At 63.1% G+C, this 25,936-nt stretch carries 22 protein-coding genes; 16 read left to right on the top strand and 6 right to left on the bottom strand.

Going from position 1 to position 25,936, the window contains the following annotated elements:
* Window positions 1–15: 15 nt before the first annotated feature.
* The 3 genes from HL653_RS24485 to HL653_RS12010 form a co-directional block, all read right to left on the bottom strand.
* Entirely contained in the window at window positions 16–144 is a 129-nt protein-coding gene (locus HL653_RS24485; RefSeq protein ID WP_301337970.1) for a hypothetical protein, read from the bottom strand.
* A gap of 354 nt (window positions 145–498) precedes the next feature.
* Window positions 499–780 carry a hypothetical protein gene (locus HL653_RS12015; protein ID WP_171744722.1) on the bottom strand — a complete coding sequence of 94 codons (282 nt, stop codon included), beginning with the start codon at window positions 778–780 and terminating at the stop codon, window positions 499–501.
* Window positions 781–887: 107 nt separating this feature from the next.
* Window positions 888–1,469, bottom strand: a complete 582-nt coding sequence (locus HL653_RS12010) for an RNA polymerase sigma factor (protein WP_171744721.1) — start codon at window positions 1,467–1,469, stop codon at window positions 888–890.
* A 492-nt stretch (window positions 1,470–1,961) separates the two neighbouring features.
* Here HL653_RS12010 and HL653_RS12005 point away from each other — a divergent pair, with 492 nt between their 5' ends.
* From HL653_RS12005 to HL653_RS11985, 5 genes are all read left to right on the top strand, one after another.
* Window positions 1,962–2,513, top strand: a complete 552-nt coding sequence (locus HL653_RS12005) for a recombinase family protein (protein ID WP_253717939.1) — start codon at window positions 1,962–1,964, stop codon at window positions 2,511–2,513.
* 226 nt (window positions 2,514–2,739) lie between these two features.
* The gene (locus HL653_RS12000; RefSeq protein WP_171744719.1) at window positions 2,740–4,089 is read left to right on the top strand and encodes a class I SAM-dependent methyltransferase; all 1,350 of its coding nucleotides are present in this window, start codon (window positions 2,740–2,742) and stop codon (window positions 4,087–4,089) included.
* Between the two features lies 1 nt (window position 4,090).
* Window positions 4,091–6,367: a sensor histidine kinase gene (locus HL653_RS11995; protein WP_171744718.1), complete on the top strand. Its 2,277-nt coding sequence runs from the start codon at window positions 4,091–4,093 to the stop codon at window positions 6,365–6,367.
* Complete coding sequence (locus HL653_RS11990; protein WP_171744717.1) at window positions 6,367–7,464, top strand: hypothetical protein; 1,098 nt, start codon at window positions 6,367–6,369, stop codon at window positions 7,462–7,464. Before HL653_RS11995 ends, HL653_RS11990 begins: the two co-directional genes overlap by 1 nt.
* Window positions 7,465–7,479: 15 nt before the next feature.
* Window positions 7,480–8,214, top strand: a complete 735-nt coding sequence (locus HL653_RS11985; RefSeq protein WP_171744716.1) for a hypothetical protein — start codon at window positions 7,480–7,482, stop codon at window positions 8,212–8,214.
* A gap of 369 nt (window positions 8,215–8,583) precedes the next feature.
* On the opposite strand, the gene HL653_RS11980 is transcribed toward HL653_RS11985, so the two are convergent.
* Together HL653_RS11980 and HL653_RS11975 are read right to left on the bottom strand one after the other, a co-directional pair.
* On the bottom strand, window positions 8,584–9,891 hold the full coding sequence (locus HL653_RS11980) for a PQQ-dependent sugar dehydrogenase (protein ID WP_171744715.1): 1,308 nt from the start codon (window positions 9,889–9,891) through the stop codon (window positions 8,584–8,586).
* Between the two features lie 86 nt (window positions 9,892–9,977).
* Window positions 9,978–10,763, bottom strand: coding sequence for an SDR family NAD(P)-dependent oxidoreductase (locus HL653_RS11975; RefSeq protein ID WP_171744714.1), 786 nt, complete (start codon window positions 10,761–10,763; stop codon window positions 9,978–9,980).
* A gap of 174 nt (window positions 10,764–10,937) precedes the next feature.
* Here HL653_RS11975 and HL653_RS11970 point away from each other — a divergent pair, with 174 nt between their 5' ends.
* From HL653_RS11970 to HL653_RS11930, 9 genes are all read left to right on the top strand, one after another.
* On the top strand, window positions 10,938–11,657 hold the full coding sequence (locus tag HL653_RS11970) for a RibD family protein (protein ID WP_171744713.1): 720 nt from the start codon (window positions 10,938–10,940) through the stop codon (window positions 11,655–11,657).
* A gap of 177 nt (window positions 11,658–11,834) precedes the next feature.
* Window positions 11,835–13,061 (top strand): MFS transporter, encoded by a 1,227-nt coding sequence (locus HL653_RS11965; RefSeq protein WP_171744712.1) that lies wholly within the window; start codon window positions 11,835–11,837, stop codon window positions 13,059–13,061.
* 76 nt (window positions 13,062–13,137) lie between these two features.
* Window positions 13,138–14,064, top strand: a complete 927-nt coding sequence (locus HL653_RS11960) for an XdhC family protein (protein ID WP_171744711.1) — start codon at window positions 13,138–13,140, stop codon at window positions 14,062–14,064.
* 109 nt (window positions 14,065–14,173) lie between these two features.
* Window positions 14,174–14,812 (top strand): aldehyde dehydrogenase iron-sulfur subunit PaoA, encoded by a 639-nt coding sequence (paoA, locus tag HL653_RS11955; protein ID WP_171746930.1) that lies wholly within the window; start codon window positions 14,174–14,176, stop codon window positions 14,810–14,812.
* Window positions 14,809–15,759, top strand: coding sequence for a xanthine dehydrogenase family protein subunit M (locus tag HL653_RS11950; RefSeq protein WP_171744710.1), 951 nt, complete (start codon window positions 14,809–14,811; stop codon window positions 15,757–15,759). Before paoA ends, HL653_RS11950 begins: the two co-directional genes overlap by 4 nt.
* A gap of 4 nt (window positions 15,760–15,763) precedes the next feature.
* Window positions 15,764–17,998 (top strand): aldehyde oxidoreductase molybdenum-binding subunit PaoC, encoded by a 2,235-nt coding sequence (paoC, locus tag HL653_RS11945; protein WP_171744709.1) that lies wholly within the window; start codon window positions 15,764–15,766, stop codon window positions 17,996–17,998.
* Window positions 17,999–18,051: 53 nt separating this feature from the next.
* Entirely contained in the window at window positions 18,052–18,666 is a 615-nt protein-coding gene (locus HL653_RS11940) for a cysteine hydrolase family protein (RefSeq protein ID WP_171746929.1), read from the top strand.
* Window positions 18,663–20,870 (top strand): aldehyde oxidoreductase molybdenum-binding subunit PaoC, encoded by a 2,208-nt coding sequence (gene paoC / locus HL653_RS11935; protein WP_171744708.1) that lies wholly within the window; start codon window positions 18,663–18,665, stop codon window positions 20,868–20,870. Before HL653_RS11940 ends, paoC (HL653_RS11935) begins: the two co-directional genes overlap by 4 nt.
* Entirely contained in the window at window positions 20,870–21,841 is a 972-nt protein-coding gene (locus HL653_RS11930; RefSeq protein ID WP_216599988.1) for an SMP-30/gluconolactonase/LRE family protein, read from the top strand. The genes paoC (HL653_RS11935) and HL653_RS11930 overlap by 1 nt, the downstream gene beginning before the upstream one ends.
* A 643-nt stretch (window positions 21,842–22,484) precedes the next feature.
* On the opposite strand, the gene HL653_RS11925 is transcribed toward HL653_RS11930, so the two are convergent.
* The gene (locus HL653_RS11925) at window positions 22,485–23,342 is read right to left on the bottom strand and encodes an META domain-containing protein (protein WP_171744707.1); all 858 of its coding nucleotides are present in this window, start codon (window positions 23,340–23,342) and stop codon (window positions 22,485–22,487) included.
* A gap of 424 nt (window positions 23,343–23,766) precedes the next feature.
* Here HL653_RS11925 and mgtE point away from each other — a divergent pair, with 424 nt between their 5' ends.
* Both mgtE and HL653_RS11915 read left to right on the top strand, forming a co-directional pair.
* Complete coding sequence (gene mgtE / locus HL653_RS11920; RefSeq protein WP_171744706.1) at window positions 23,767–25,125, top strand: magnesium transporter; 1,359 nt, start codon at window positions 23,767–23,769, stop codon at window positions 25,123–25,125.
* Window positions 25,126–25,215: 90 nt separating this feature from the next.
* Window positions 25,216–25,932: an MgtC/SapB family protein gene (locus HL653_RS11915; protein WP_171744705.1), complete on the top strand. Its 717-nt coding sequence runs from the start codon at window positions 25,216–25,218 to the stop codon at window positions 25,930–25,932.
* Window positions 25,933–25,936 lie beyond the last annotated feature (4 nt).

Here is a 25,936-nt window from a genome sequence, read left to right as displayed (position 1 = left end):
CTACCGCAAGGCGGCCTACCGGCCACGCTTACCGACGTCACGAAGGTAATTGCGCTGCGTCTCGCGGCCGAACCGCCGTATCTCCATCTCGTCGATGAGACGCTGGCGTAGTGGGCTGACGGCAACAGGAATGAGACTGGTCATGGCAGGGCTCCTTCTCGTGGAGCCCCGATGCTCTGCTTGCCTCCCGTAGCGCTCAATCCGAGTGCAACGATCGATCTGTCACCTCAACCGTGCCGCACGTACCCCTCCCGCGCAGCGGGTTCGTGCTACCGACCAGAGTAGCGTAAAAGCAGACAGTTTGCCGAGGTCGATATCTCGCCGCGCCGCTCATACCAAAATGGTGGGCAAGCTTCTGTGACAAGCGTCGTTATGGAACGTGTTGGCCGACCCGCTCGATCCGGCAAGGGAGGGAGCACGGCCGGTTGTCTTGGCCCGCCGTACTCCAATCCGTGTGCGGCTTTTTGAGCCCTGATCCTATGCCACCTGCTCCCTGCCCTAAATCATCGCCGCGATATGATCGGCCCAAGCCTGGAGTATGTGCCTACGGGGCGACAGATAGAGGGCGCTGTTATAGGCACTCCGCACCTCATCCTCATCGGCACTAGCCAGCGTCATCTCGATCCAGTCCGACCGGTAGCATTCGGCCTGATTGGCCAAAGTCGACGCCAGCCCCGGGAAAGCATGGACGGTCTGCCACCTGCGATATCCCATCCAGTAACAGCCATAGATCACCGTATTCTGGGAGAGCGGCTGCCCAGCCTTCTCACCCGGAAACACATAGGCACTGCGGCTATGCTCCCGAAGAACCCGGCTGAATGCCGCCCCGCAGCGCCTTATCCAGAAGCGGCCCAGCCGAGAAGCTGATCCGTCAGCGGCCATCCCTTTCAGAGTGGACGCTTGGGACGGCGCAAGACCGTCCTGAGATATTTTTCAGATCGGGCGAGTTCTTTCTGAATTGAGCGTTTGTGCAACCCAAACTCTTCGGCAATTTCCGCCAGAGATTTCTCATCCCGCCACTTGGCCAGAAAAATCGCCTGCCGTTTTGCCGGAAGGTCATGAAGGGCCCGCAGTGCGCGGTTCAGTTCGTCTGTTGCCAGGACGACGGCTTCCTGGTTCGGCGCGCTATCCGGAATGTCGATGAGCGAAGCATCCTCTGTGTTCGCCGTCCGCCAGCCGCTTCGCTCGCTGTTCTTTGCCAGGTTGATGGCCATTCGATAGAGATAGGAACGAGGGTTATGAAGCTCGCCGATCGAGGGATTTGCTCTCAACTTCACATAGACGTCGTGAAGCGCCTCGTCCGCAGCCTCCGGGGAACGCAGGTGCGCCGAGAGGCGCATCCGCAGCGTATCATAATCGATCTCAAGAAGGGCAAGAAGCTGTTGAACGGGCGCGTCGCCAGTCGTTTCGGTCGAAGCATCGGAGACTTTTGCCGTTGAAGGCTTTATCGGTTCCGGGGAGTCCATCATCCCTTTACGCGCTCAAGCGAGACCTCTTTCGATCAAGCGTCCCACGTGAGCGCATTGAAACGCCACGGATCTCGGATGGCGTGGCCGCGCCGTGCAGTCTCGACGATTCTCTGCCAGGAATAGCGGCTCGCTCGCCGTATGCTTCATAATTCCGTTGGGCTGCTCAACCAAGGTCACGGCTGTCGGAATCCCCGCTTCTTGCCACCGGTCGGTTGGAGCAACGCTGCAGCTCCTCGCTTGAGGTTACACCCGGAGTCCTAGTCTAGCATTCTGCCGCATAGCCGAATAGCTGGCGCATACCAATTGCCGTCATGAGTATGGCTCATCAATCGCGCGTTCCGGGACCTTGTCCGGTCCGGCGGCACAGCCAACCAAACACCTTCGCTGCCGTCGCAAAAGCCGTCGAGAAATCACTGTCGCGCAAACGCATGCGCTGCTACCTTTTTCGACATGTTGATGGGCTACGCGCGAATGTTGACGGATGAGCAGACCATGCGTCTTCAGCTGGATGCGCTGAAGGCCGCTGGCTGTGAGCGGATATGCTCGGAACGGGCGTCAGGTACATCAGCCGAGCGGCCGGTGCTGACCGAGTTGCTGGGCAACCTGCGGACGGGAGACACCGTGGTCGTTTGGCGGCTTGATGCGCTCGGGCATTCGCTTTCGCATCTCGTAGCCATCGTGCAGCGGCTTGAGGCCGCCGGGGCTGATTTGCGCAGCCTCAGCGAAGGCATCGACACGACCCTGCCGAACGGTCGCCTCCTATTTCACCTGTTTGGCGCCCTTGCGGCGTTCGAGCGAGAGCTGGGGCGTGAGCGCACGCGGGCCGGCTTGGCTGCGGCGCGTGCGCGAGGCCGAAAAGGAGGCCGGCCGGCTAAATTAAGCCCCGAGAAGGTGCGGTTCGCGACGCGGCTCTTGGGAAATCCCGATACCTCGGTGTCGGAGGTGGCGCGAACACTGGGCGTACACCGGTCCACCCTCCACAAGGCATTACAGGCGGTGAAAAACGACCGCTTGCCGGCGGCGGAGCGAAGCCATGTCAGTTGACGCTACGCTTGGGCAGACGAGCATGCCGCGCGACAGACGGCGCAGAGACCGCCCAAAGAGCGATGTTAACGGCTTGGCGAGTACAAGCGATTGTCCGGGCGCAGCCGTATCGCTAGGCTCATGTCTACAGGGGGCTCTGGAGAGATTCGGGCCGACAGAACACGAAGTGACGGATGGACTACAGCATATGCAAGCAGGTTGCGAACCAGCGGTAAAGTCACGCCGGGTGATCGACCTTACCCGTGATTGGGGCGACTGGACTTCTGTTTCACTTTATCTCGACCGTTGCCAAGTCGATACGCCGAGCGAGCTGGTGCGGGCAGCTTGGGATCATGTCAATTCTTTGCGGACCAGCATTGGCAAGGTGCTCGACCTGGGTGCTGGTGACGCCCGTTTTGCGGTCGGCGGGGTGTACGCCGAGTATATCGGTTACGAAATCGATGCCGAACGATGCGCAAATGCGCGATTGCCGGACCACGCACGCCTGGTCAATCTTTGCGCGTTCTCTGACGACGTCGATGACGCCGACCTGTGCATTGGAAATCCGCCTTTCGTGCGGAACCAGGATTTGCCTGCGGGTTGGCGCCAGCAGGCCTCCGAAGTGCTGCGGCGACGACTGGGCATTTCCGTGTCCGGTCTCGCCAATGCGTGGCAGTATTTCTTCCTTCAGTCTCTGGCGAGCCTGAAGGATGACGGTCTTTGTGTGCTGGTTATCCCGTTCGAATGGGTGTCGCGCCCGTCGGCTCGAGCCTTACGCGATTATATCGCCGAGCAGCAGTGGGAGGTTAACGTCTACCGGCTGATCGACACGACCTTCGACAGCGTTCTGACGACCTCATCGATTACGATCGTCGACAAGGCAAAGCGGACGGGACGCTGGAGCTATTTCGAAGAGACAGCGGACGGCGCCTATCTGCCGATGCAATCGGCTAGCGGCTCCAAAGACGGGGTTATCGACTATGTGCGAAGGAGCGACATTCCGGAGGGAGCCCCTCGCGCTATCCGCGGATTGAGCCCTGGGACACAGAAGGTGCTCACCTTGACCGAAGGCGAGCGCGCGCGCAGCGGCCTGGCGATCGGTCGCGATGTCGTGCCGTGCATTACGACATTAAGGGTGTTGCCCGGCGACTTGCGTGACCTGGATGATGCTGCCTTCAGGCGATATTTCCGTGCGCCCGGCCAGAAGTGCTGGCTCATTCGAACGGATGTGACGCCCAGCGCCACTCTCGCGGCTTACTTGAACGGTGTACCGCCAGCCCAGTATCAGACGGCCACCTGCCTTGAACGGGAGACATGGTGGGCGTTCAAGATGCCTCCTGTCCCCGACGTCTTGATTGCTCAAAGTTTCAAGGGCGAGTTCCCGAAGGGCGTACGCAATGCGATTGGAGCCCGGGCCGTCGGTGGCGTGTCGGGAATTTATAATGCGAGCGAGGAGCAGATTACGACGATCATCAGCGGCCTCGACGGCGAGGACCTACGCGATAGGGTCGTTGCTCATTCGAACGGACTTCGGAAGATCGAGATCAATCAGCTAAACTCTCTTCTTCTCCGTCGCTTTGTCCCGGCGGCAGAGTAGCGTGGCCAACACCCTGCCAGCGAAGGACAGCGACGTGCTGGATCGAGGAACGATTTCGTTCACGATCGAGAGCAGGATCCTACGTGAGCTTGGCGAACGGCTGGTGAAGCAGCCCGAGGTCGCGATCGTCGAGCTGATCAAGAACGCCTACGACGCCGACGCCACGGAATGCTCGGTCGAATACGACCCGCCGCGATCCATCGTGGTTTCCGACGATGGCGCGGGTATGACGCTGGACCGCTTCACCAATGGATGGATGCGGATCGGCACCAGCGCGAAAGAGGATATTCGGTTCAGCGACACTTATTTCCGCCTTATCACCGGCGAGAAAGGGATCGGACGCTTTGCCGTGCGGTTCCTCGGGCGAGCGCTGAGCCTTAGTTCTGTGGCCGACGACGACGAGCGTGGTGTTCGCACGAGGCTGACGGCGACCTTCGACTGGCCGAACTTCGACCGTCATGAGGACTTGGGCAAAGTCCAGGTACCCTACGAGCTTGTCGAGGTGCCTGCCGATACGCCGACCGGGACTACGCTGACCATCACACGCTTGCGCACCGAAGCGAGCCGGCTCGATCTCAACACCGTGAGAACCGGATCGATCGGCATTCTAACGCCACTTCGCTCGCTTTTCCGTACCATGACCGACGGCGACGACGTTGAGATCGGCGACGAGGAGGGAATATCCGCCGATCCTGGCTTTTTGCTGAAGGTCAAAGTCGGTGACGATGACGACGAGGGAGATGTCGCGGCGGCGATCCTCGATGCGTACGTGCTTCGGGCCAGGTTGCGGCTGCAGGGCGACAAGATCGACCTCCGCATCCATCGCCGGGGTCAGAAGTCGCCCTATCTCAAGATCGTTGACACGTACCCGAACGAGATCGGCAAGTTTTATGCCGACATACGTTTTTTCCCGCGCCGGACGGGCACGTTCACGAACATGCCTGTCGACGGTCGACGAGCTCAGTCGTGGATCGGTGCGAACCACGGCGTCGCAGTGTTCGATCGCAGCTTCCGTGTTCAGCCTTACGGGTCTCAATCCGACGATTGGCTGCGGCTTCAGGCCGATGCCGCCCGCAATCACCGCGATCCACGATCGACCATCGCGGCCAAGCATTTCGCGATGTCGCCGCAGGTCAGGGCGGACACATCACAGAATTGGATGCTGAGGCTGCCACAGTCAGCGCAGCTTGTCGGATTGGTTCAGGTCGAGGGCAAAAGGTCGAACGAGCTTGATCCGGAAGGCGACGAGGAAGGACTCATTGCTTCGGCCGACCGCGAAGGTTTCGTCGAGAACCGAGCCTTTGCCCAGTTGTCGGACCTCATCCGCGGGGCAGTCGAGGCGATAGCATTCGCAGACCGACGGCTTCAGCAGGAGGAGAAGCAGGCCGAGCAGGAGGCGATCGTCGCGGCGATCCGTGACCGCACTCGGACCGCGATTTTTGAGGTTCAGCAGAACCCCAACATCGCCGCGGCCGATAAGGTCAAGATCGTCGCAGCGATTGCGGAGACCCAACAGTTTGTCGAGCGTCAGGAAGAGAATGCGAAGGAACGTGAGCAGCAGCTTGAGGTGATGAGCCTCCTCGGCGTCGTTGCCGGGTTCATGACGCACGAATTCGGCGTTGCCCTGCAGGAGCTTGAGCAAACTCACAAGGACCTTGTCGAACTCGCGAAGGCCGCTCCGCAGTTCGAACCTCAGGTCGAGGCGTTCGCCGGTCACATTCGACGGCTGAGGGAGTTCGTCACCTATTCGTCGGGTTACATCCAAGGATCGAAGGCGACGCCCGCGAAGCCATACCCAGTTAGGCCGCGCCTGCAACAAGTTAAGCGGGTGTTTGGAAAGTATGCGGAGGAGCGCAACATCGACGTCGAGATTTCGGCTGAGCCCGATCTTACCGCCGCTCCCGTCCCGGTATCGCTCTACAACGGGATTGCGCTCAATCTATACACAAACGCCCTGAAAGCGGTGACAGCAAAGGTTGGCAAGCAAAGGGGAAAGATCGCCTTTCGAGCCTGGAACGAAGGGAAATGGCATTACCTCGAGGTCTCCGACACGGGCGTTGGTATCCCAAACGCCTTGCAGGAACGGGTCTTCGATCCGCTGTTCACCACTACCCAGTCGAAGAACGATCCGCTCGGGTCCGGCATGGGCCTTGGCCTCGCCCTGGTACGGCGGGGCGCCGAAGCGTTCGGAGGCAGGGCGGAGCTGGTCGACCCACCCGCTGAATTTGCGACATGCGTGCGGGTTCGCCTGCCGCTTCCGGCAGGAGGGAGCCGATAGTGGCCGATGAAACGCCCAATCTGCTATTGATTGACGACAACCCCGAAAGCTTGGAGTCTCTTCGTCAGCGTCTGGCCGTGCTCATGCCGGCGGAAGAAGTCGAAATCAGGACCTGGGTACCGACCGAGGAAGATGGTCCGCCGGCCGAGGCCTTTGAAGCCCGTGTCGACGATCAGACTGCACTCGTGATCACCGATTACGATCTCACGACCAGTGTGAAGGGATTGTTCGGCCTCAGCATCGTAGGCTGGTGCCAGAAGAAGGCGATCCCCGTGGGCGACTTCTCGCGCGGCAATGTTGCGAATCTCCCAAAAGAGCCGAACCTCTTCGAACTCCGCGTGCCGACAGATGATGAGCATGGAGCGGCGTTCGTCGCGACCACGTTCAGGGGCTTTCGTAGTCTGCGTAGCGGGATCGAGGAGGCGCCAGCGCTCCTCACGGAAAGGCGGAGCCTTGCCGCCGTGCTCTCGTCGCTGCTCGGACGCTCGCGTTTGGAAAGCCAGTTCGCCGCCTACATGTCGCGGCTCGGCGCTTCGAACTCGGCTTTGCTCCAGCAGCTTCGCAGCTTCGCTGGAGAAGACCAGCCCGATGATGCGGATAAGATCAGGCTGCTCACCTATGTCTTGGGTCACGTCCTCTGCAATGCGATTCTGAAGTATCCCGGTCCGATCCTCTCTCGACATAGTCTGTGCGCGTACATGGCAACGACGTTGGGAGAGTCGGAAGCGATCGAGCCGTTGTTTGCTGATGCCCGTTACACAGGGCCGTTCAGCGCGGGGCACAGCTATTTCTGGCGCGGCGATGTGGATCGCATCCTCGATGGCTTCGGCGGCGACCTCGATCAGGCGGACTTGGAGTCATTTGCCGATCTCAATCGTCGGCTTGTCGAGGAAGCGCTCGGCCGACCCTTGGCGACGCATGACTGCGATCGATGCGGCGGGGTGAAGGGCGGCTTTTGGTGTCCATTCACCGTGCGGCCGGTGTGTGAGCGAGCCGATTGCTCCGTGCCATCGAGCAGCTGGATTCCATCTGGCGCGCAGCTCTGTCGCGTAGAAAGGGACTTCTACGACGAGTGGGCTCCCTTGCTGGGTTTGTGAGGGGAGCTTGGGGGCGTGAACAAGGACGCACCGCGAGTGCTGCAGCGCGTGGCGGACGCATGGCAGACCGCGACATTCGGGCTGATGCAGATGTATCAGGCCAGTCAGGTTGCGCCTTCGAGTGGCTTCGAGGTGTTCCGGATCGATCCGGCTGCGCCCGACGATGTCGTAAAGCTGAACTTCGGGCCGATCGTCTTCTACGTGCCGGAGCGGCCAAATCGTCGAGGTCCCGACCTTTTCGTAGTTGCGAAAGGATGGCTGACGCTGGAAGGGCCGGACTTCAAGGCAATGCCGTTGAGGACCAAGACGTTCGGGACCGAGGTCGCTTACTTTCGGCAGAAGGCCGGCAGTCTAGAGCACGTGTACGGCGCCCACTACGACATGGACGAGGAGAAGCCAGGCCATCCCGTATTCCATGCCCAATTCGGTTCAAAGGAGGCCTTCGGGGAGGCCGTTCTCGAGCTTTTCAAGCGAGATGAAGCAATTGTCGATCGCACGGGAGTTATCTTGGGCACGGTGCGCACGCCTACCGCGCAGATGGATATCTTCGCAGTCCTGGCACAAATCTGCGCCGATCATCTGATGGGGCCTTCACCCAGTCCGGAGGTGAAGAAGGCATTTTCGGGGCTTCGATCCAGCTGTGACTTCCTCGTGGGTGCGGCGCACCGCCTTGCCTATCTGCACGGCGATCACGCGGCGGGCTGCTACCGGGCAGCCCATTGGTATGAGGCACCTGCGGCGAACGCCTGATGCCCGCACTCGAAGACAGCTGATCGCGCAGGGTCACGCAAGCGGCCGGCGAGCTCGGTCAGGGGTCCGAGGACCGTCGACGAGGTTCGTCGGGTGATCGCAGGATCCGGGCCGAGCTGTCTCGCTGACCTATAACCTAGAGAGGCTCATTGACGCGTTCATCATCTGGCTCCTTTCAGCAACCGGGACGACGGCATCGTCCACGGCTTTGAGGATGACATCCTTCACGGCTACAGCTTCAGCCGCGAGCGAAAGATCCGCCTGGCCCGCGCAATTGCACAGGAGTGACTCGACGATCAGGACGATGATGTGGCCGGTCAGGCAAACGCTATGCTCAGTCGACCACAGTGAGCATCGCTCAGGCCGGACTTAGCTGGGCGCGAGCCGGATCAGCCGGCCATCGGCATCGTCGGTCACGACCCAAAGAGCCCCGTCCGGCCCCTGCTTCACGTCGCGAATACGCTGATGCTGATCCTGGAGAAGGCGTTCCTCGCCCACGATCCGGTCTCCTTCGATTACCAGCCGCGCGAGATGCTGTCCGGCGAGAGCGGCCACAAAGAGGTTGTTCTTCCATTCGCGAATAAGGCCGGCCGAGTAGAAGTCCATTCCTCCGGGAGCGACCGTCGCCTGCCAGACATAGCGCGGTTGTTCGGTGTCCTTGAGCACGGTGCGACCACCGTTTATCGGCGTCTTGTCGTAATTGTTGCCGTAAGCGACGAGCGGCCATCCGTAGTTGGCGCCACGTCCTATCAGGTTCACCTCGTCGCCACCGTTGGGGCCGTGCTCGGACTCCCAAAGCCGGCCGTCGACCGGGCTGATCGCCAGCGCTTGCGGATTACGATGGCCATAGCTCCAGATCTCAGCGCGGGGATGGTCCTCGAGCTGCTGGTCGCGGTCGAACGGATTGCCGGGTGCGGCCTTGCCGTCGGTCGAGATGCGCAGCACCTTGCCGAGGATCGAGTACAACGACTGCGCCTCGCCCCGTGTCGGATAGAAGAAGCGCTCGCCCAGGCTTACGAACAGGTAGCCTTCGGCATCGAAAACCAGCCGCGAGCCGTAATGGCCGGGTTCCTTGGCGCCTGTCGCGCGCAGAAGCGTCGTGACGTTCTCGAGCGTATACATCGGTGCCTGGTTGCCGCCCGACTTAGGCGGCTTCAGCCGGGCTTTTGCAACGACAAGCCCGCTATCCTCTTCGCCGCGTGGCTCGACATAGGTGAAGTAGATCATCCGGTTCTGCGCGAAGGCAGGGTCGGTTACGACATCCAGCAAGCCGCCATCGCCCTTGAAGACTACAGCCGGAATGCCCTGTACACCTGCAACGGGCGTGCCGCTTGCCATATCGAGGACGCGCATCGACCCGGGCTTTTCTGTAATGAGCATCCGGCCGTCGCCGATGAAGGCCAACCCCCACGGGTGGTTCAGATTGTGCGCCTTGACCTCGACGGCAATTGGCGTGCGGGTGACGACCGCCGGGGCCCGTGCCTGGCCGGGAAAGGCGGGTCGTTGCGTCGGCACCGGTGCCTGATTCACGGCAAGCGGCTGACCTGGCGTGACTGGCCCGTCGGGCGCTCGCGCTCCCTCGGCAGGCAAGCCGACGCCATTCGTCAGCTGCGCCGCTGCAGGCGCCCCGCTTACAAGTGCAATAGCGGTTATAAGCGTCAGAGGCGATTTGGGCATTTATGCTTCCTTTTCACGAGGAAGCGATGCTCCCCGAAATATGATGATGAAGTCGGGCAACCGTGTCGGGTCGCGTCGTGCCGCAATCAGCCGCTCAGACCGGCGGTCTGGCCGCCATCGACGACCATCGCATGGCCGACCATGAAGCCCCCCGCGTCCGAACAGATGAAAAGGACGGCCGCAGCGATCTCCTCCGGCTTGCCCATCCGACCAATCGGCTCCTGCTCGACCATCTTCTGCTGACCTTCGGCTGTTCCGCCGGACACGCGGTCGGTAATCATCGGCGTCTCGATGATGCCGGGGCAGATGGCATTAACCCGGATGCCATCGGCGATATATTCCAGCGCAGCCGAGCGGCTCATGCCGATGACGCCATGCTTCACCGCGACATAGCCGGCTTGGCCCGGGATGCCGACGACGCCGGCACCCGACGACGTATTGACGATCGTGCCGCCCCCGCGCTGCTTCATAAGCGGAATCTGGTGCTTCATGCAAAGGAACACGCCCTTGAGGTCAATCGCTGTCAGGCGGTCGAAATCATCTTCGCTCAATTCGGCGAGCTTGATCTGTCCCTGCTCGATGCCGGCGTTGTTAAAGGCGATATCGACGCCCCCGAATTGTTCGACCGTCTGCGCCAGCGCGGCTTCGACATCAGCGTTCTTCGACACGTCGCAGCGGATCGCGAGCGCCTTTCCACCAGCCCCCTCGATTTCGTCGGCAACCGCGGTGGCCCCGCTTTCGGACACATCGACCACAGCAACGCTGGCGCCAGCCTTTGCAAACGCTCGCGCGGTAGCGCGACCGATGCCGTTCGCCGCGCCGGTCACGAATGCGACCTTGCCGGCGAAGGAGAAGTTGAATGAGGCTGTCATGGTTTGGGCTCCGTGCTGATCGGGCGATCGGCCCGATTATGGGATTAGAACGCGAACCCACCCTTGCGCTTCCGTGAGCAGTTATCATCGTAGCGTTGCAGAGGATTCAGCTACAAACTAGCGCCGTTGACCTGATTGACGCGTTAGTAGTCGTGAACACACATAGGAATTCACATGCCCCGGCCCCGGATCACCTGCCATATGGCAAGCAGCATTGACGGCCGCATCCTGCCGCAACGCTGGTCGCCCACGGGCGCCCACTCGCATGAGACCTACGATCGTCTCCACGAACGCCTTGGTGGTGGGTCGTGGATCGTGGGGCGGGCGACCGGGCAGGAGTTCGCCAAACGCGAAGCCTACCCGCAGGACACCACCGAACGCTTTCCGCGCACGGCGTGGCTGCCGAAGACGGATGCCACCGCTTACGCGATCGTGACCGACGCACACGGCAAGATCGCATGGGGTCGTGCTGACGTAGGGGGCGATCCCATCATTGTCCTGCTGACCGAACAGGTTTCAGACAGCCACCTCGCCGGCCTTCGCGGCGATGGCGTCGGTTATGTATTCGCAGGAACAGAGAGTTTCGACCTCGACGCCGCCATGTCCTTTCTGAAGGGCCAACTTCACATCGACCACCTTCTCCTCGAAGGGGGCGGCCACATTAATGGCGCCCTCCTTCGCGCCGGGATGGTAGATGAGATCAGCCTAATGATCGTCCCAGCGATCGACGGTGCCGGCGGCGCGCCGGCGACGTTCGACGGTCCGGACAGCGCAGAAGGTTTGCCTATCGAGCTGACCGCACTGGTGCTTGAGGAGCATGAGCTGCTGAACGGTGGCATTCTATGGCTGCGTTACCGGATCGAACGATCCACCCGCTCGGCATCTCGACGATGAGTTTCGCTCATCGCTCCATGAACGGACCGGCACATTGTTCACCATCTGCCTGCATCCTAGATTTGACCAGTTAGCGGGTCACCATCCGTTTCGGCGGTCCCGCAAGCGCATGGGCCGAACGCCCCCTTCCCCTCCGTGCCCCGGTCCGGGGCCGCATGATTTAACAGGAGAGCCTTTATGGCGAGCCTTACGGCCGCACCTGCGGCATCGATAGTCCCAGCCGGGACGGCAGAGAACACGACGCGCTGGGGCGCGGTCTATGCGATGGCGCTATGCAGCTTCGTGCTCGTCGCCTCCGAATTCATGCCGGTCAGCCTGCTTAGCCCTATCGCGCGCACTCTGTCGCTCACGGAAGGTCAGGCCGGACAGGCGATCGCCATTTCCGGTGTCTTCGCTGTCATCACCAGCCTGTCGCTATCGACTGTCCTGGGGCGGATTGATCGCCGGCTCGTGGTCTTGGCGCTGACGGCGCTGCTCGTCGTCTCGGGTGCGATCGTCGCCTTTGCATCGACCTATCTCGTCCTGATGGCCGGACGGGCGCTGCTCGGCGTGGCGATCGGCGGCTTCTGGTCGATGTCTGCATCGATCGCAATGCGACTGGTCCCGGAGGATCAGGTCGCCAAGGCGCTCGCCGTCATCAACGGCGGCAACGCGCTCGCAACTGTCATCGCGGCACCGCTCGGCAGCTTCATGGGCGGGCTGATCGGATGGCGTGGAGCCTTCTTCAGCGTGGTGCCGGCCGCGGTCGCCGCGATTGTCTGGCAGGCGGTGACGCTGCCGCGGCTGCCGATGGAGCAATCGCAGGGTGGTCGAGCAATGTTGGCGCTGCTGAAGCGCCCGCCGGTCGTGTTTGGCCTGGTGACCGTCGCTTTGCTCTTCGTCGGGCAATTCGCGCTCTTCACCTACCTGCGTCCCTTCCTCGAGCAGGTGACGCATGTCGGCGCCGCCATGCTGTCAGCCATGCTGCTGATCGTCGGCGTGGCCGGCTTCACCGGTACGGTGCTCATCGGCCGCGTCCTCGACAAGGGCCTCTTCCTAACCCTCGGCGTGCTGCCGACGATGATGGCGGTCGTCGCGGTGCTTCTTGCGCTGCTCGGCGGATCGACCCTGGCCACCGCCGCGCTGCTCGCGGTGTGGGGTTTCGCCGGAACCGCAGCACCGGTTGCCTGGTGGACGTGGCTGGCGCGCACCGTGCCCGACGAAGCAGAGGCCGGCGGCGGGCTAATGGTGGCGATCGTGCAGCTCGCCATCACGCTCGGCGCCACGGTGGGCGGCATGGTGTTTGATGCCGCCGGCCCCAACGTGGAGTTCCTGACAAGCGCGGGCCTGCTCGGCCTGGCCGCCGTGGCGGGTTTCACGATCGGCCGGCTCCCTTCCCTCCTGCCGCATCCGATCGCAGCGTGAGCCATTGATGAGGCAGGCGCTTCCTCTCCTGCGGTTCATTCGCGACTGTGCAGGGCGGGGAGAGCGCGCTGTACTGGTGACGCTGACCGGCGTGATCGGCGGCGCGGCACGCGCGCCCGGCCAGCATATGGCGGTGAGCGAGAGCGGCTCCGCGATCGGTTCCTTTTCGGGTGGTTGCGTCGAGGCTGCGGTCATTGCGGAGGCGCTCAATGCGCTGGCAGCGGGACAGGCCCGGCTCGTTCGCTTCGGTGCCGGCTCACGCTATATCGACATCCGTCTTCCCTGCGGCGGCGGGATCGACCTGCTTTTCACACCTGATCCCGATCAGCGACAGATCGACCGGGCGATCGGGCGCCTTGAGATGCGTCGTTCCGTCGCCATAGTCCTTTCGTCAACCGGCTCGCTCACCGTCCGCGAGGCGGCCGAAGAAGATTGTACCAGGTGGCTCGGTCCCGCCTTCCTCGCGCGCCACGACCCCGATCTGCGCCTCGTCGTGCTGGGACATGGGGCCGAGCCCATGGCCCTGATCGCGATCGCTCGAGCCTATGGCGCGCAAACGCTGCTTCTGACGCCCCAAACGTCGCTCCTTGAAGATGCGCGGCAACAGGGCGTCGATGTCGAACTCCTTCGGACCCTGGGACCATCGGAGAGCCTGACAGCCGACCCCTGGACTGCAGTGGTGACGCTCTTTCACGATCACGACTGGGAAACCGCTCTACTGATCCAGGCGCTACAGCAGCAACCCTTCTTCATTGGTGCGATGGGCAGCAGGAAGACCCACGAGGAACGCCGACGCCGCCTGTTGGACGCGCACGTCAAGCGGGACGTTGTCGAGTGCGTAACCGGTCCGGTTGGTTTGATCGCGGCGAGCCGCGACCCTCATACCTTAGCAATCTCGATCATGGCGCAGGTGGTGCAAGCCTTCGAAGCCTCGACCGATTGCCGACCGATCCAGCCCCGGCGGCCGATCCAGTGCGATGAGACACACTCATGGCAGCGATGAACGTAATGCTATGATCGATCGCGATGCCGAAGCGTTATACTTCCGGACGTCGTCGCCATAAATTCGTGAGATATCTGTGAAAATATCGACCAGTGAGGAAGAACGCGTCATGTCGGATAGGTCAGAAATTGAGATGTCGCGACGCGGCGTCCTGACTGCCGGCGCTGCGTCTGCTGTCATCGCGGCAACACCGATCTCGGCCGCGTCTTCTGCCCCCGTTCGGGCCGAACCGGCACAGAGCTCGCCTGTCCGGTTAAAGGTCAATGGGCAGCAGCGCGACCTGTCGCTTGATCCGCGCACCACGTTGCTCGATGCGCTCCGCGAGCACCTGCAGTTGACCGGCACGAAGAAGGGTTGCGATCACGGCCAGTGCGGGGCCTGCACCGTTATGGTCGATGGCGTTCGGATCAACTCCTGCCTCAGTCTGGCGGTCATGCACGACGGCGACGAGATCACCACGATCGAGGGGCTGGGCACGCCTGAGAAGCTCCATCCGATGCAGGCGGCCTTCATCAAACATGACGGCTATCAATGCGGCTATTGCACGCCAGGACAAATCTGTTCCGCCATAGCAGTGCTCGACGAGATCAAGCGCGGCGTTCCAAGCCACGCCCAATCTGACCTGACTATCAGACCGAGACCGACGAACGCCGAAATGCGCGAGCGGATGAGCGGCAACATCTGCCGCTGCGGCGCTTATTCGAACATCGCCGATGCCATGGCCGAAGTGGCGGGAGGACAGGCATGAAGGCGTTCACGTACGAGCGGGCCAAGGATGCCCGCGCCGCGGCCCAAGCTGTCGCCGAGCGCCCGGGCGCCAAGTTCATCGCTGGCGGCACTAACCTCCTAGATCTCATGAAGATCGAGGTGGAAACGCCCACCCATCTCGTCGATGTACAGGATCTCGGGCTCGACAGGATCGAGAAGACCCGTGACGGCGGCCTTCGCATCGGAGCCTTGGTCACCAACACCAATCTGGCGGCAGATGAACGCGTCCGCCGCGACTATGGCGTCCTCACCCGCGCAATTGTCGCGGGCGCGAGCGGCCAGCTCCGCAACAAGGCGTCTACCGCCGGCAATCTGCTTCAGCGGACCCGCTGCTCGTATTTTTACGACACCAACATGGCTTGCAACAAGCGCAAGCCAGGGTCCGGCTGCGCCGCCATCGGTGGCTACTCCCGCCAGCTTGGGCTGATCGGCGTCAGCAGCGCCTGCATTGCGACCTTCCCCGGCGACATGCCGGTGGCGATGCGCGTGCTCGACGCAGTAATCGAAACGGTGGACGCGAACGGGCAGCATCGCGCGATCCCGATCGCGGACTTTCACCGGCTCTGGGGCGATCATCCCGAGCAGGACACCGTGCTGCGCCCGGGCGAACTCATCACCGCGGTCACATTGCCAAGACCTCTCGGCGGCAAGCACTTCTACGAAAAAGTGCGCGACCGCGCATCCTATGCCTTTGCGTTGGTCTCAGTTGCGGCCGTGGTCCAGCCGGATGGCACCGGACGGGTGGCGTTTGGCGGTGTCGCGCCGCGTCCTTGGCGCGTCGAGGCAGCCGATGCGCTGCTCCCGCAGGGCGCAGTCGCGGTGACCGCGCGCGCCTTCCAGGGCGCCACGCCGACCAAAGACAACGCCTTCAAGCTGCCGCTCGCCACTCGCGCGCTCGCATCCATCCTTGCCGAAGCGAAAGCCTGATCCGATGAAGCTCGACACCCCCGCCGGCGCCAACCCGATCGACCGCATGACAGTCGTCGGAAAGGCGACTGACCGCATCGAAGGGCCGCTCAAGACCACGGGTCTCGCGCCCTACGCCTATGAGCATCACCGCGAGGTCGAGAACCCCGCCTACGGCTACGTTGTCGGTTCCGCGATCGGCAAGGGCCGGATCAATTCGATCGACACCGCGGACGCCAAAGCCGCCCCCGGCGTTCTTGCCGTCGTCACCGCCGCCGACCTCGGCCGGCTGGGCGTCGCGAAGATGGGCAAGGGCAAGTACAATACGGCCAAACTCCTCGGCGGACCCGCCGTCGATCATTATCACCAGGCGCTCGCCATCGTGGTGGCGGAGACGTTCGAGCAGGCGCGTGCGGCCGCCGGCCTTGTGCGGATCGACTATGCCCGCGGCAACGGCCGCTTCGATCTCGACGAAGCGCTCAAGACCGCGCCATTGACTAGCGGTTCGACTGATGAAGGCAGCGGCGCCCCGGCGGTCGACCGGGTCGGCATGTTCGAGCAGGCCTTCGCTGCAGCACCGGTCAAGCTCGACGCGGAATATACGACCCCCGATCACAGCCATGCGATGATGGAGCCGTTCGCCTCGATCGCGGCCTGGAACGGCGACGAGCTGACGGTGTGGACCTCCAACCAGATGATCGACTGGAGTCGAACGGATCTCGCTACGACGCTCGACATGCCGAAGGAGAAGATCCGCCTGTTGTCGCCCTATGTGGGCGGCGGTTTCGGCGGCAAGCTGTTCCTGCGCACGGATGCTGTGATGGCGGCGCTTGGGGCGAAAGCGGCCAACCGCCCCGTCAAGCTGGCGCTCACCCGGCCATTCATGGCCAACAACACCACCCATCGTCCAGCGACACGGCAGCGGATTCGCATCGGTGCGGCGAGCGACGGCACCATCACCGCGATCGCGCATGAAAGCGGTTCGGGCGATCAGCCGGGCGGCGGTCCCGAGACCGCCGTCAGCCAGACGAAACTGCTTTACGCCGGCGCAAATCGCCTGACGTCGATGCGCCTCGCAGTCCTGGATCTCCCCGAAGGCAATGCGATGCGCGCGCCTGGCGAGGCACCGGGCCTGATGGCGCTCGAAGTTGCGATGGATGAGATGGCCGAAAAGCTCGGGCTCGATCCTGTCGCCTTTCGCGTGAAGAACGACACGCAGGTGGACCCCGAAAAGCCCGAGCGGCGCTTTTCGCAGCGCCAACTCGTCCGCTGCCTCAATGAGGGCGCCGACCGCTTCGGCTGGTCCCGGCGCAACGCCACGCCGGGTCAGGTCCGCGACGGCAAGTGGCTGGTCGGCATGGGCGTTGCCGCGGCCTTTCGCAACAGCAGCGTTCTCTCCTCGGGTGCGCGCGTGCGGCTCGGTTCCGACGGCATCGTGACGGTTGAAACTGACATGACCGATATCGGCACAGGCAGCTATACCATCATTGGCCAGACGGCCGCCGAGATGATGGGTGTGCCACTCGACCGCGTCCGCGTGAAGCTTGGCGACTCCCGGTTTCCGGTATCGTCCGGCTCCGGCGGTCAGTTCGGCGCGGCGAGTTCGACCTCGGGCGTCTATGCCGCCTGCGTCTCCCTGCGCCAGACCATCGCCCAGCGTCTCGGCTTCAACTCGGCCGACGTCGTCTTCGAAGGCGGTAAGGTCCGTAGCGGAAATCGAACGGCCGACATTGCTGAGGCGGCGCGGGGCGGCGAGATCGTCGCGATGGACAAGGTCGAACCCGGCACGTTAGCGAAGACCTATCAGATCTCGACGTTCGGCGCGCATTTCGTCGAAGTCGGCGTCGATGCTTATACAGGTGTGACGCGTGTGCGTCGTATGCTGGCGGTCTGTGCGGCCGGCCGCATTCTCAATCCCAAGGCGGCGCGCAGCCAGGTCATCGGCGCCATGACCATGGGCGTCGGCGGGGCGCTGATGGAGGAACTCGCAGTCGACAAGAGGTTCGGGTTCTTCGTGAACCACGACCTGGCCGGCTACGAAGTCCCGGTCCATGCGGACATTCCCCATCAGGAGGTCGTCTTTCTTGATGAGGCGGACGACAAGGCCAATCCCATGAAAGCCAAGGGCATCGGCGAGCTAGGGCTGTGCGGCGTCGGAGCGGCCGTCGCGAACGCGGTCTACAATGCCACTGGAGTTCGCGTACGCGACTATCCGCTGACGCTCGACAAACACCTCGAGCGGCTGCCCGCGATCGCCTGACCATGCCGCCCGGCATTTGGCCGGTGCGGGACACAGCAATGACGGAGACCATGATGACCCCCGCCAAGACGGCTTTGCTGCTCATCGAGTATCAGAACGACTTCGTCAGCGAAGGCGGCGCGCAGCACGACGCCGTGTCGGCGGTGATGGCGGACACCAACATGCTCGCACATAGCCGGGCGCTCGCGGCCGAAGCCAGGCGTCGCGGCGTGGCGGTCATGCACGCCCCCATCACGTTTGCCGACGGTTATCCCGAAATCCCCACGGAGCCGTATGGCATCCTCGCCGGGATTGTGCAGGCGCAGGCCTTCCGGAAAGGCAGCTGGGGCGCCGAGATCGCTGCCGAGATGGCCCCCGAGGACGGCGACATCATCGTCGAGGGCAAGCGCGGCCTAGACTGCTTCGCCAGCACCAACATCGACTTCATCCTTCGGCAGCGCGGCATCACCGACCTCGCGATCGCCGGCTTCCTGACCAACTGCTGTGTCGAGTCCACCATGCGATCGGCCTATGAGCGCGGCTACGGTGTGGTCACGCTGACCGACTGCACCGCGACGCTCAGCGCCGCAGAACAGGAGGCGGCGGTCTCGAAGAACTTCCCTATGTTCTCCCGGCCCATGACGCACGATGCGTTCCTCGCCGCGTTGAACGACCACATGACGGCATGAGGTTCGATACTCCTGTCGGTTCGACGCCGATTGACCGGCAGACGGTTATCGGCCGAGCCCATCCGCGTGTGGAGGGGCCGCTCAAGGTCACGGGTACGGCTCGCTATGCAGCTGAGCATCACGAGGTCGCCGAGAACGTCGCTTATGGATACATCCTCGGAGCGGCGATTGCGCGAGGACAAATCGACCGTATCGACATAGCAACGGCCCTCGCCGCCCCCGGCGTCCGCGCAGTCGTGACGCATGAGAATGTGGGGCCGATCGGGATCGGCAAGTTCTACGTCCAGCGCGTTCTCGCCGGTCCCCGGGTCGATCATTATCATCAGGCAGTCGCTGTGGTCGTCGCCGATACGTTCGAGCAGGCACGGGCCGCTGCTGCGCTGATCCTTGTAGATTATTGCCGTGAGCAGGGTCGGTTCGACCTCGCTGGACAGAAGCCGCAGACCCCGATCGCACCGGACGAGCCGTCCGGTCCTGCCATCACATCCGTCGGCCGGTTCGAGCCCGCCTTCGCCGCAGCGCCGGTCACGGTCGACGAAACGTATACCGTGCCCGATCAGGCGCACGCTATGATGGAGCCGCATGCCACGATCGCGCGGTGGGACGGCGACAAGCTCACCTGCTGGACATCGATCCAGCAGATCAACTGGGGCGTGCGAGACCTCGGCCTCATAACGGGCACGCCCAAGGAAAACATTCGCCTGATCTCGTCCTTTATCGGCGGCGGGTTCGGCGGCAAAGGAACAACCCAGAGCGACCTTGCCCTGGCCGCGCTCGCGGCACGCGTAGCCGGGCGTCCCGTGAAACTTGCGCTGCAGCGTCCGCTGATGTTCAACAACACCATCCATCGGCCCAAGACCATCCAGCGTATCCGGCTCGGCGCCGGTCGCGATGGGCGTCTGCTCGCCATCGGGCACGATAGCTGGTCCGGGAATCTCCAGGGTGGCCGGACCGAGCCTACCACCCTGCCCACCAGGCTGCTCTATCGCGGCGAGAACCGCCTGCTTCGGCGCTATCTCGCGACGCTTGACCTCGCGGAAGGCAATGCCATGCGCGCGCCCGGCGAGGCGCCCGGTATGATGGCGCTTGAGATCGCCATGGACGAACTTGCCGAGAAGCTGGGCATGGATCCCGTGGAGCTGCGCATCGTCAACGATACCCAGGTCGATCCAGAAAAACCGGCACGACGCTTCTCGACGCGGCCGTTCGTCGAATGCCTGCGGACCGGTGCCGAGCGCTTCGGATGGGCGCGGCGTCCGACCCGGCCGGCGAGCCGTCGCGACGGCCGCTGGCTGATCGGCATGGGCATGGCGAGCGCCATCCGCGGCGCGCCCATCTCCAAGGCCGGCGCACGCGTGCTGCTCGGGCGCGACGGAACGATCACGGTCGAGACCGATATGACTGATATCGGCACCGGCAGCTACACTATCGTCGCGCAGACCGCGGCCGAGATGATGGGCGTGCCGCTCGACCGGGTCGTAGCACGTCTCGGTGATTCGACCTTCCCGGAGACGCCTGGGTCGGGCGGTCAGCAGGGTGCCGCCTCCGTCACCGCCGGCGTCTATGCCGCCTGCGCCATGCTCCGCGACCGGGTGACGCAGCGGCTGGGCTTCGATTCGACCGAGGTCACCTTCGCTGATAGTCGCGTCCACTCGGGAGGGCGGTCCGTCCCGCTCGCCGAGGCCGCGCGTGACGGCGAGATCGTCGTCGAGGACAGCATGGAATATGGCAACCTGAAGCAACGCTTCGCGCAGCAGACGGTCGGCGCGCACTTCGCGGAGGTAGCGGTCGACGCCTATACCGGCGCGGTCAGGGTGCGGCGGATGCTCGCGGTGTGCGCAGCAGGACGCATCCTCAACCCCACCACCGCGCGCAGCCAAGTAATCGGTGGCATGACGATGGGGATCGGTGCCGCACTGATGGAGGAGATGGCGGTCGACACTCGCTTCGGCTTTTTCGTCAACCACGATCTCGCAGGCTATGAAGTGCCGGTCCACGCCGACGTGCCCCATCTCGACGTCCACTTCATCGACGAGGTCGACGCGACCATGTCGCCGGTCAAGGCCAAGGGCGTCGGCGAGCTGGGCCTCTCGGGCGTTGCTCCAGCAATCGCCAATGCCGTCTACAACGCCACGGGAGTTCGCGTCCGCGAGTATCCGGTTACGCTCGACAAGCATCTCGAGAAGCTGCCGGGGATCGCGTAATGGCCGGTACAGTTCGGAACATGCTTGTGACCCTGGCGCTAGGCGTCGCTCACCCGGCACTTGCGGAAACCCAGCCTACCTCTTTCGCTTCCAGCGCGATGCCGATTCCGCCTGCCGAGCAAGCGCTGCCGACAATTGTCGCGGATCGCCCGATCGTCGTACCGGGCGCGGCGCTTGACCTGGAAGGGCCGGTCTATCTGCGCGACGGTACTCTCCTTTTCTCTGACGTGCAGGGCGGCCGGGTGCTTCGACTCGATCCTGCGGGGCAAATCAGCACAGTGACCCGCCTTGCCGGGCTGATGCCCGGTGGCATGGCCATCGGGCCTGATGGCCGCCTTTACGTCGCCGCCGCGACCGCGAGTGGCGGTGGTTCCGTCATCGCAATGGCGACCGATGGAACGCACCGGACGACAATCGTGCCCGAGCGGGCCGGCATTGCTGCCAACGACCTTGTGTTCGACGCCCATGGTGGCTTCTATCTCACCGACGCTCGCGGAACCGTGGGAGAGGCAAGCGGCGGCGTCTGGTATGTCGCGCCCCGTGCCGCGCCCGTGCCGGTCCTGCGGCACCTCGCTGTTGCCAACGGCATCGCCCTCAGTCCCGACGGCAAAAACCTCTGGGTCGGCGAGTTCGCGCTGGGCCGCCTCTATCGTATCGGGCTCAAGGACGCCACGACACCAGCGCCCTTCCAGGCTGTCACTGCGTACCACTTCACCGGTCCAGCGCCGGACTCGATGCGGGTCGACGCGCAAGGGCGCGTTTATGTCTGCCTCTACGGCCAAGGCCGCATCCTGATCTTTGCGCCGACAGGGCTGCCAATCGGCCAGATCGTGCTGCCCCGCCGCGATCAAGGCCGTAACCTCAATCTCACCAGCCTCGCAATCCGACCCGGAACCGGCGAGATCGCAGTCGTCGCCAGCGACGGTAAGCCAGGCGGAACGGCAAGCATCTTTCACGCGCGCATCCCCTAGAGGTCGTTTGACTCATGAGCAGCGCTCACCGCTTCATGAAAAGTAGAGCCACAACCCGGTCTCCTCGCTCGTTATGTCTGTCTTGAAACAGAATGGAGCGGGTTATGCCCCTCAGATTGGAGTTGATTTTTGCGCCTGAATGACAAAGAATACGTTCCGGCAGTTTTGAGGTCCTCACCCCAAGCTTTTGTTTTACAAGCCCAAGATGGGCAGCGCTCGCGCGTACGGTGGCTTTGTCCGTGCGCGGCGTGCATTGCCGCCGCTTACTTTCCTTCGAGCTGAATTTGAGCTCCGGTGCGCTTCTGACCTCCTCTGATTTCGCGCCTGCCCCAACGCAATGACGGCAGCGGTGTCGCCGATCAAGGCTCGTTGGATTGACGGCATGTGGGACATAGCCGACGGGCAACTTTCGAGCGTGGAATCAAAAGAGCCGCCCTCAGCATCAACCCTATCGGCCGCACTGGATCGCTGCCTCGTATTCATGACGGAAGACGAATCTTGACGCTCAACCGACTGGTAACCCAGAAGAAGATGAACTAGTCCCGGCGGGCTGCCGCAACTCTGTCGAGTAGACCCTGAAAAGACTGCTTAAGCGATTACGGGATCGTGACTACGATTTATCCGGCACGCTGAAAAAGGCTGATCATCGGCGACCTGTGCGCGGCACCTGCTTGAGTGGATCTCGTTCCGCGACCAGCCAGTGTCCACCACCTGCTATCAAAATTTCCCCGTTTGGCCCGAGCGCAAAGCGAGGCTCGGCCGCGAACAAAACCGTTACCGCAGTATCGATGGCTGCGCCCACGCCATCGCAGCGAGAAGGTCGGCGATCTTCGACCGCCGCGTTGATTGTCGAGCCGCTTTGGCGCCAGCCGCCAGAGATAACGTTACAGACAGGCCGGCTTTGCCATCGGGTCGCGTCGAACGCTAGCGGACGCCTGTCCCTCTGGTTGCGTGGCGTCAGGTATGTGCCATCGACCGACATAATCAAAAACCGCGCGCCGGACAGCGACGGAGGTGGCCCATCGAATGGCGCACGCGATATTTCCACCTGCCGCACGATTTCCAGACGATGTCCTCCACCGGAAAAGGTCAATCGTCCCCTTTCGGTGGCGATTACGTCCGGCGCTGCGCGCATAACGGCGTCGAGGATCATCTCCTGTTTCTGCAACGGCGGCATGCAGCCGATCAGCGTCTGCGGACCGGGCATCGTGTAATATCGCGCGCGGCTGAGAAGCCCGATGCCCCCCAGCTCATTACAGCCAGCCGAGGCGCCATAGAGGGTTTGGGTGAAGGTAATTGTTGGCGTTTTGCCGCCACCGCCGTGACCGGCCACGGGCGGTTCGCCATCAAAAGACAAGATGCGCCAACTTCCTTCAATGACGGAAGAGTCGGCGGCAGACGACACCGCCGACTGCACCTTGGGTTGCTGCGATGCATTCGAGGCCGGCGCATCGTGTTCAGAGCCACAGGCGCACAGCATACACATCAATGAAACGATCAATATTCTGATCAATGTCAGCTTTTCCTAACCGTCGTCATCGGTCGACTTATCGCGCAACGGTCATATCACGCAAACAGGAGCAACGCCGCCTGTGGGCGTTGCTGAAATTGGTCATGCTAGCTTCCGTCTTTCTTCACGGACTAACGGTCACGCTGGCGATGCGATCGCTCGACCGACGGTGAGGACGTGATCCGGAGTTGTTAGGCGCCGATCCTGACTTATCGGGAGCCGACACGCCAAAATCTCACAGCGGTTGACCACTCGCACCCCTTGGGCCAAAGCGCGCCCCGGCGCGGATTCCCGCGTCGTTCCAGGAAGCGAGAACATGTCCAGCGACAGTTCCAGTAGGGCCGCTCGCCCCGAGGTCGTCCGCTAGTTCGCGCTGGCTGTCGTCCGCCGGGGTCGTGCGGACGAGAGGTGTTAAATGGTGAACGACCTGATCGCCGGCGTGGCCGCCGGCTTCCGGCCCGCAAAGCGCGGACTCTATCTCGCCGACTTTGTGGAGATGCTCCAGTCGCTGCCGCCTGCCGAGGCCGCGGCAAAGCTGCTCCACATGCCCGACGTCCGCGCCGTCGGCGTTCTCGACCGGCCTGAATTCGTGGCTGCGTCCGACGTGCTGGCCCTGCTCCCGCCGGCGCGGGCGGTCCGCCTCGTCTCGCAGATGGCCGAGGATCGGGCTGCCGACGTCCTCGCGGCGATGGATGAGGCGACCGCCGCGCCCATCCTCGCCGCGCTGTCGCCCGAAGTCCGTCGCTCGCTCGATAGCCTGCTCGCCTGGGCGTCCGACAGCGCCGGCGGCATGATGACGACGGAGTATGTCGCAGCTCCGTCCGACGCGACGGTCGGCGCCGTCCTCAATCACATCCGGACCGTCGAGCATAATCGCGAGACGGTCTATTCCATCTTCCTCATTGATGGGACGGGGCGGCTGGCGGCAACGATTTCGCTCCGGCGGCTGATCGCGGCCGACCCGGCGTCGCCGGCGATCGCCCTCGCCCGTGATCGCGATCCCATCACGGTGGCACCGGACACGGATCGCGAGATCATCGGCGATCTCATCCGTCGGCACGATCTGCTGGCGCTGCCCGTGGTGGATGCAGACGATCGCCCGCTCGGCATCGTGACCGTCGATGACGTGCTGGATGCGCTCGTCGCTGAGCATACGGAGGATGCGCAGAAATTCGGCGGCGTCGAGGCGCTGGACGGCCCCTATCTGCAGACGGGTTTCCTCGCCATGATCCGCAAGCGCGCAGGCTGGCTCAGCGTGCTCTTCCTGTCCGAGATGCTGACCGCGAGCGCCATGCAGCATTTCGAGACCGAGCTGGAGCGCGCGGTCGTGCTGACGCTCTTCATCCCGCTGATCATGAGCTCGGGCGGCAACAGCGGCAGCCAGGCGACGTCTCTCATCATCCGCGCGCTGGCGCTCGGCCAGGTTCGGCTGAAGGACTGGTGGCGCGTAGCCCTGCGTGAGATCCCCGCCGGTCTGGTGCTGGGCGGCATCCTTGGTGCGGTGGGATTGGCGCGGATCGCGCTGTGGCAGGGGCTTGGCTTCTACGACTACGGGCCCCACTGGGGCCTGATCGGCGCGACCGTCGCCACGGGCTTGGTGGGCATCGTGACCTTCGGTTCGCTTGCCGGATCGATGCTGCCGTTCTTGCTCCAGCGGATCGGCTTTGATCCCGCGAGCGCGTCGGCCCCCTTTGTCGCGACGCTCGTCGATGTCACCGGCCTCGTCATCTACTTCTCAATCGCGCTGGCCATTCTGTCCGGCACGCTGCTCTAGGAAACCGGCCGACGGCGCGGGTGTCTCCGCGCCGTCATCGGCATCCCCGAGAATCGCCTGTCATGCCAGGCTCCCGCACGGGGATCGATCATGCACTTCGCTCAAACCTTTCACCTCGATTCCTATCTCGACACGCTCGTCAGTTATGCCGTCGCCCTCCTGCTTGGAGCGATGATCGGGGCAGAGCGGCAGTATCGGCAGCGGACCGCGGGGCTGCGGACCAACGCCCTAGTGGCGCTCGGCGCATCAGCGTTCGCGGATCTGGCCCAGAAGCTCGCCGGCGACGTCGAGGCGATCCGAGTTATCTCCTACATCGTTTCGGGTATCGGCTTCCTCGGCGCCGGCGTCATCATGAAGAAGGGCATGAACGTCCGCGGTCTGAATACGGCCGCGACGCTCTGGTGCTCTGCCGCTGTGGGAGCGTGCGCGGGGACGGACATGGCGGCGGAGGCGACGACGCTCACAATTTTCGTAATCGCGGGCAACACGCTGCTTCGCCCGATCGTGAACGCGATCAACCGCATCCCGCTGGCCGGCTCCGGCCTGGAAGCGACCTATTCGGTCGTGGTGACCGCAGACCCTGCCATGGCCCCAGAAGTGCGGGACCTGCTCGTCGATCATCTCGAACTGATGCGATATCCGGTCGCCGATACGGAAATCCAAGAACGATCAAATGGACATGCTGAAATTCGTGCGAAGCTGATCAGCACGGCGGCGATCGACACGGATCTGGACTCCATCGCGGCGCATCTTGAAAAGACGCACAGCGTCCAGCATGCCAGCTGGGAAATACAAACGCATGATTAACAAA

Origin of the sequence: Sphingomonas sp. AP4-R1, assembly GCF_013113735.1 — a bacterium.
Lineage (GTDB): Bacteria > Pseudomonadota > Alphaproteobacteria > Sphingomonadales > Sphingomonadaceae > Sphingomonas_I.
Note: the sequence above shows the minus strand (reverse complement) of the source record. Positions and strands in the feature narration are given on the sequence as shown.

What these genes read in the sequence shown, in the direction of transcription:
- HL653_RS24485 (WP_301337970.1), bottom strand. Translation starts at nt 144, where the DNA reads ATGACCAGTCTCATTCCTGTTGCCGTCAGCCCACTACGCCAGCGTCTC.
- HL653_RS12010 (WP_171744721.1), bottom strand. Translation starts at nt 1,469, where the DNA reads ATGATGGACTCCCCGGAACCGATAAAGCCTTCAACGGCAAAAGTCTCC.
- HL653_RS12005 (WP_253717939.1), top strand. Translation starts at nt 1,962, where the DNA reads ATGCGTCTTCAGCTGGATGCGCTGAAGGCCGCTGGCTGTGAGCGGATA.
- HL653_RS11980 (WP_171744715.1), bottom strand. Translation starts at nt 9,891, where the DNA reads ATGCCCAAATCGCCTCTGACGCTTATAACCGCTATTGCACTTGTAAGC.
- HL653_RS11975 (WP_171744714.1), bottom strand. Translation starts at nt 10,763, where the DNA reads ATGACAGCCTCATTCAACTTCTCCTTCGCCGGCAAGGTCGCATTCGTG.
- HL653_RS11970 (WP_171744713.1), top strand. Translation starts at nt 10,938, where the DNA reads ATGCCCCGGCCCCGGATCACCTGCCATATGGCAAGCAGCATTGACGGC.
- HL653_RS11965 (WP_171744712.1), top strand. Translation starts at nt 11,835, where the DNA reads ATGGCGAGCCTTACGGCCGCACCTGCGGCATCGATAGTCCCAGCCGGG.
- paoA (WP_171746930.1), top strand. Translation starts at nt 14,174, where the DNA reads ATGTCGGATAGGTCAGAAATTGAGATGTCGCGACGCGGCGTCCTGACT.
- HL653_RS11950 (WP_171744710.1), top strand. Translation starts at nt 14,809, where the DNA reads ATGAAGGCGTTCACGTACGAGCGGGCCAAGGATGCCCGCGCCGCGGCC.
- paoC (WP_171744709.1), top strand. Translation starts at nt 15,764, where the DNA reads ATGAAGCTCGACACCCCCGCCGGCGCCAACCCGATCGACCGCATGACA.
- HL653_RS11940 (WP_171746929.1), top strand. Translation starts at nt 18,052, where the DNA reads ATGACCCCCGCCAAGACGGCTTTGCTGCTCATCGAGTATCAGAACGAC.
- paoC (WP_171744708.1), top strand. Translation starts at nt 18,663, where the DNA reads ATGAGGTTCGATACTCCTGTCGGTTCGACGCCGATTGACCGGCAGACG.
- HL653_RS11930 (WP_216599988.1), top strand. Translation starts at nt 20,870, where the DNA reads ATGGCCGGTACAGTTCGGAACATGCTTGTGACCCTGGCGCTAGGCGTC.
- mgtE (WP_171744706.1), top strand. Translation starts at nt 23,767, where the DNA reads ATGGTGAACGACCTGATCGCCGGCGTGGCCGCCGGCTTCCGGCCCGCA.
- HL653_RS11915 (WP_171744705.1), top strand. Translation starts at nt 25,216, where the DNA reads ATGCACTTCGCTCAAACCTTTCACCTCGATTCCTATCTCGACACGCTC.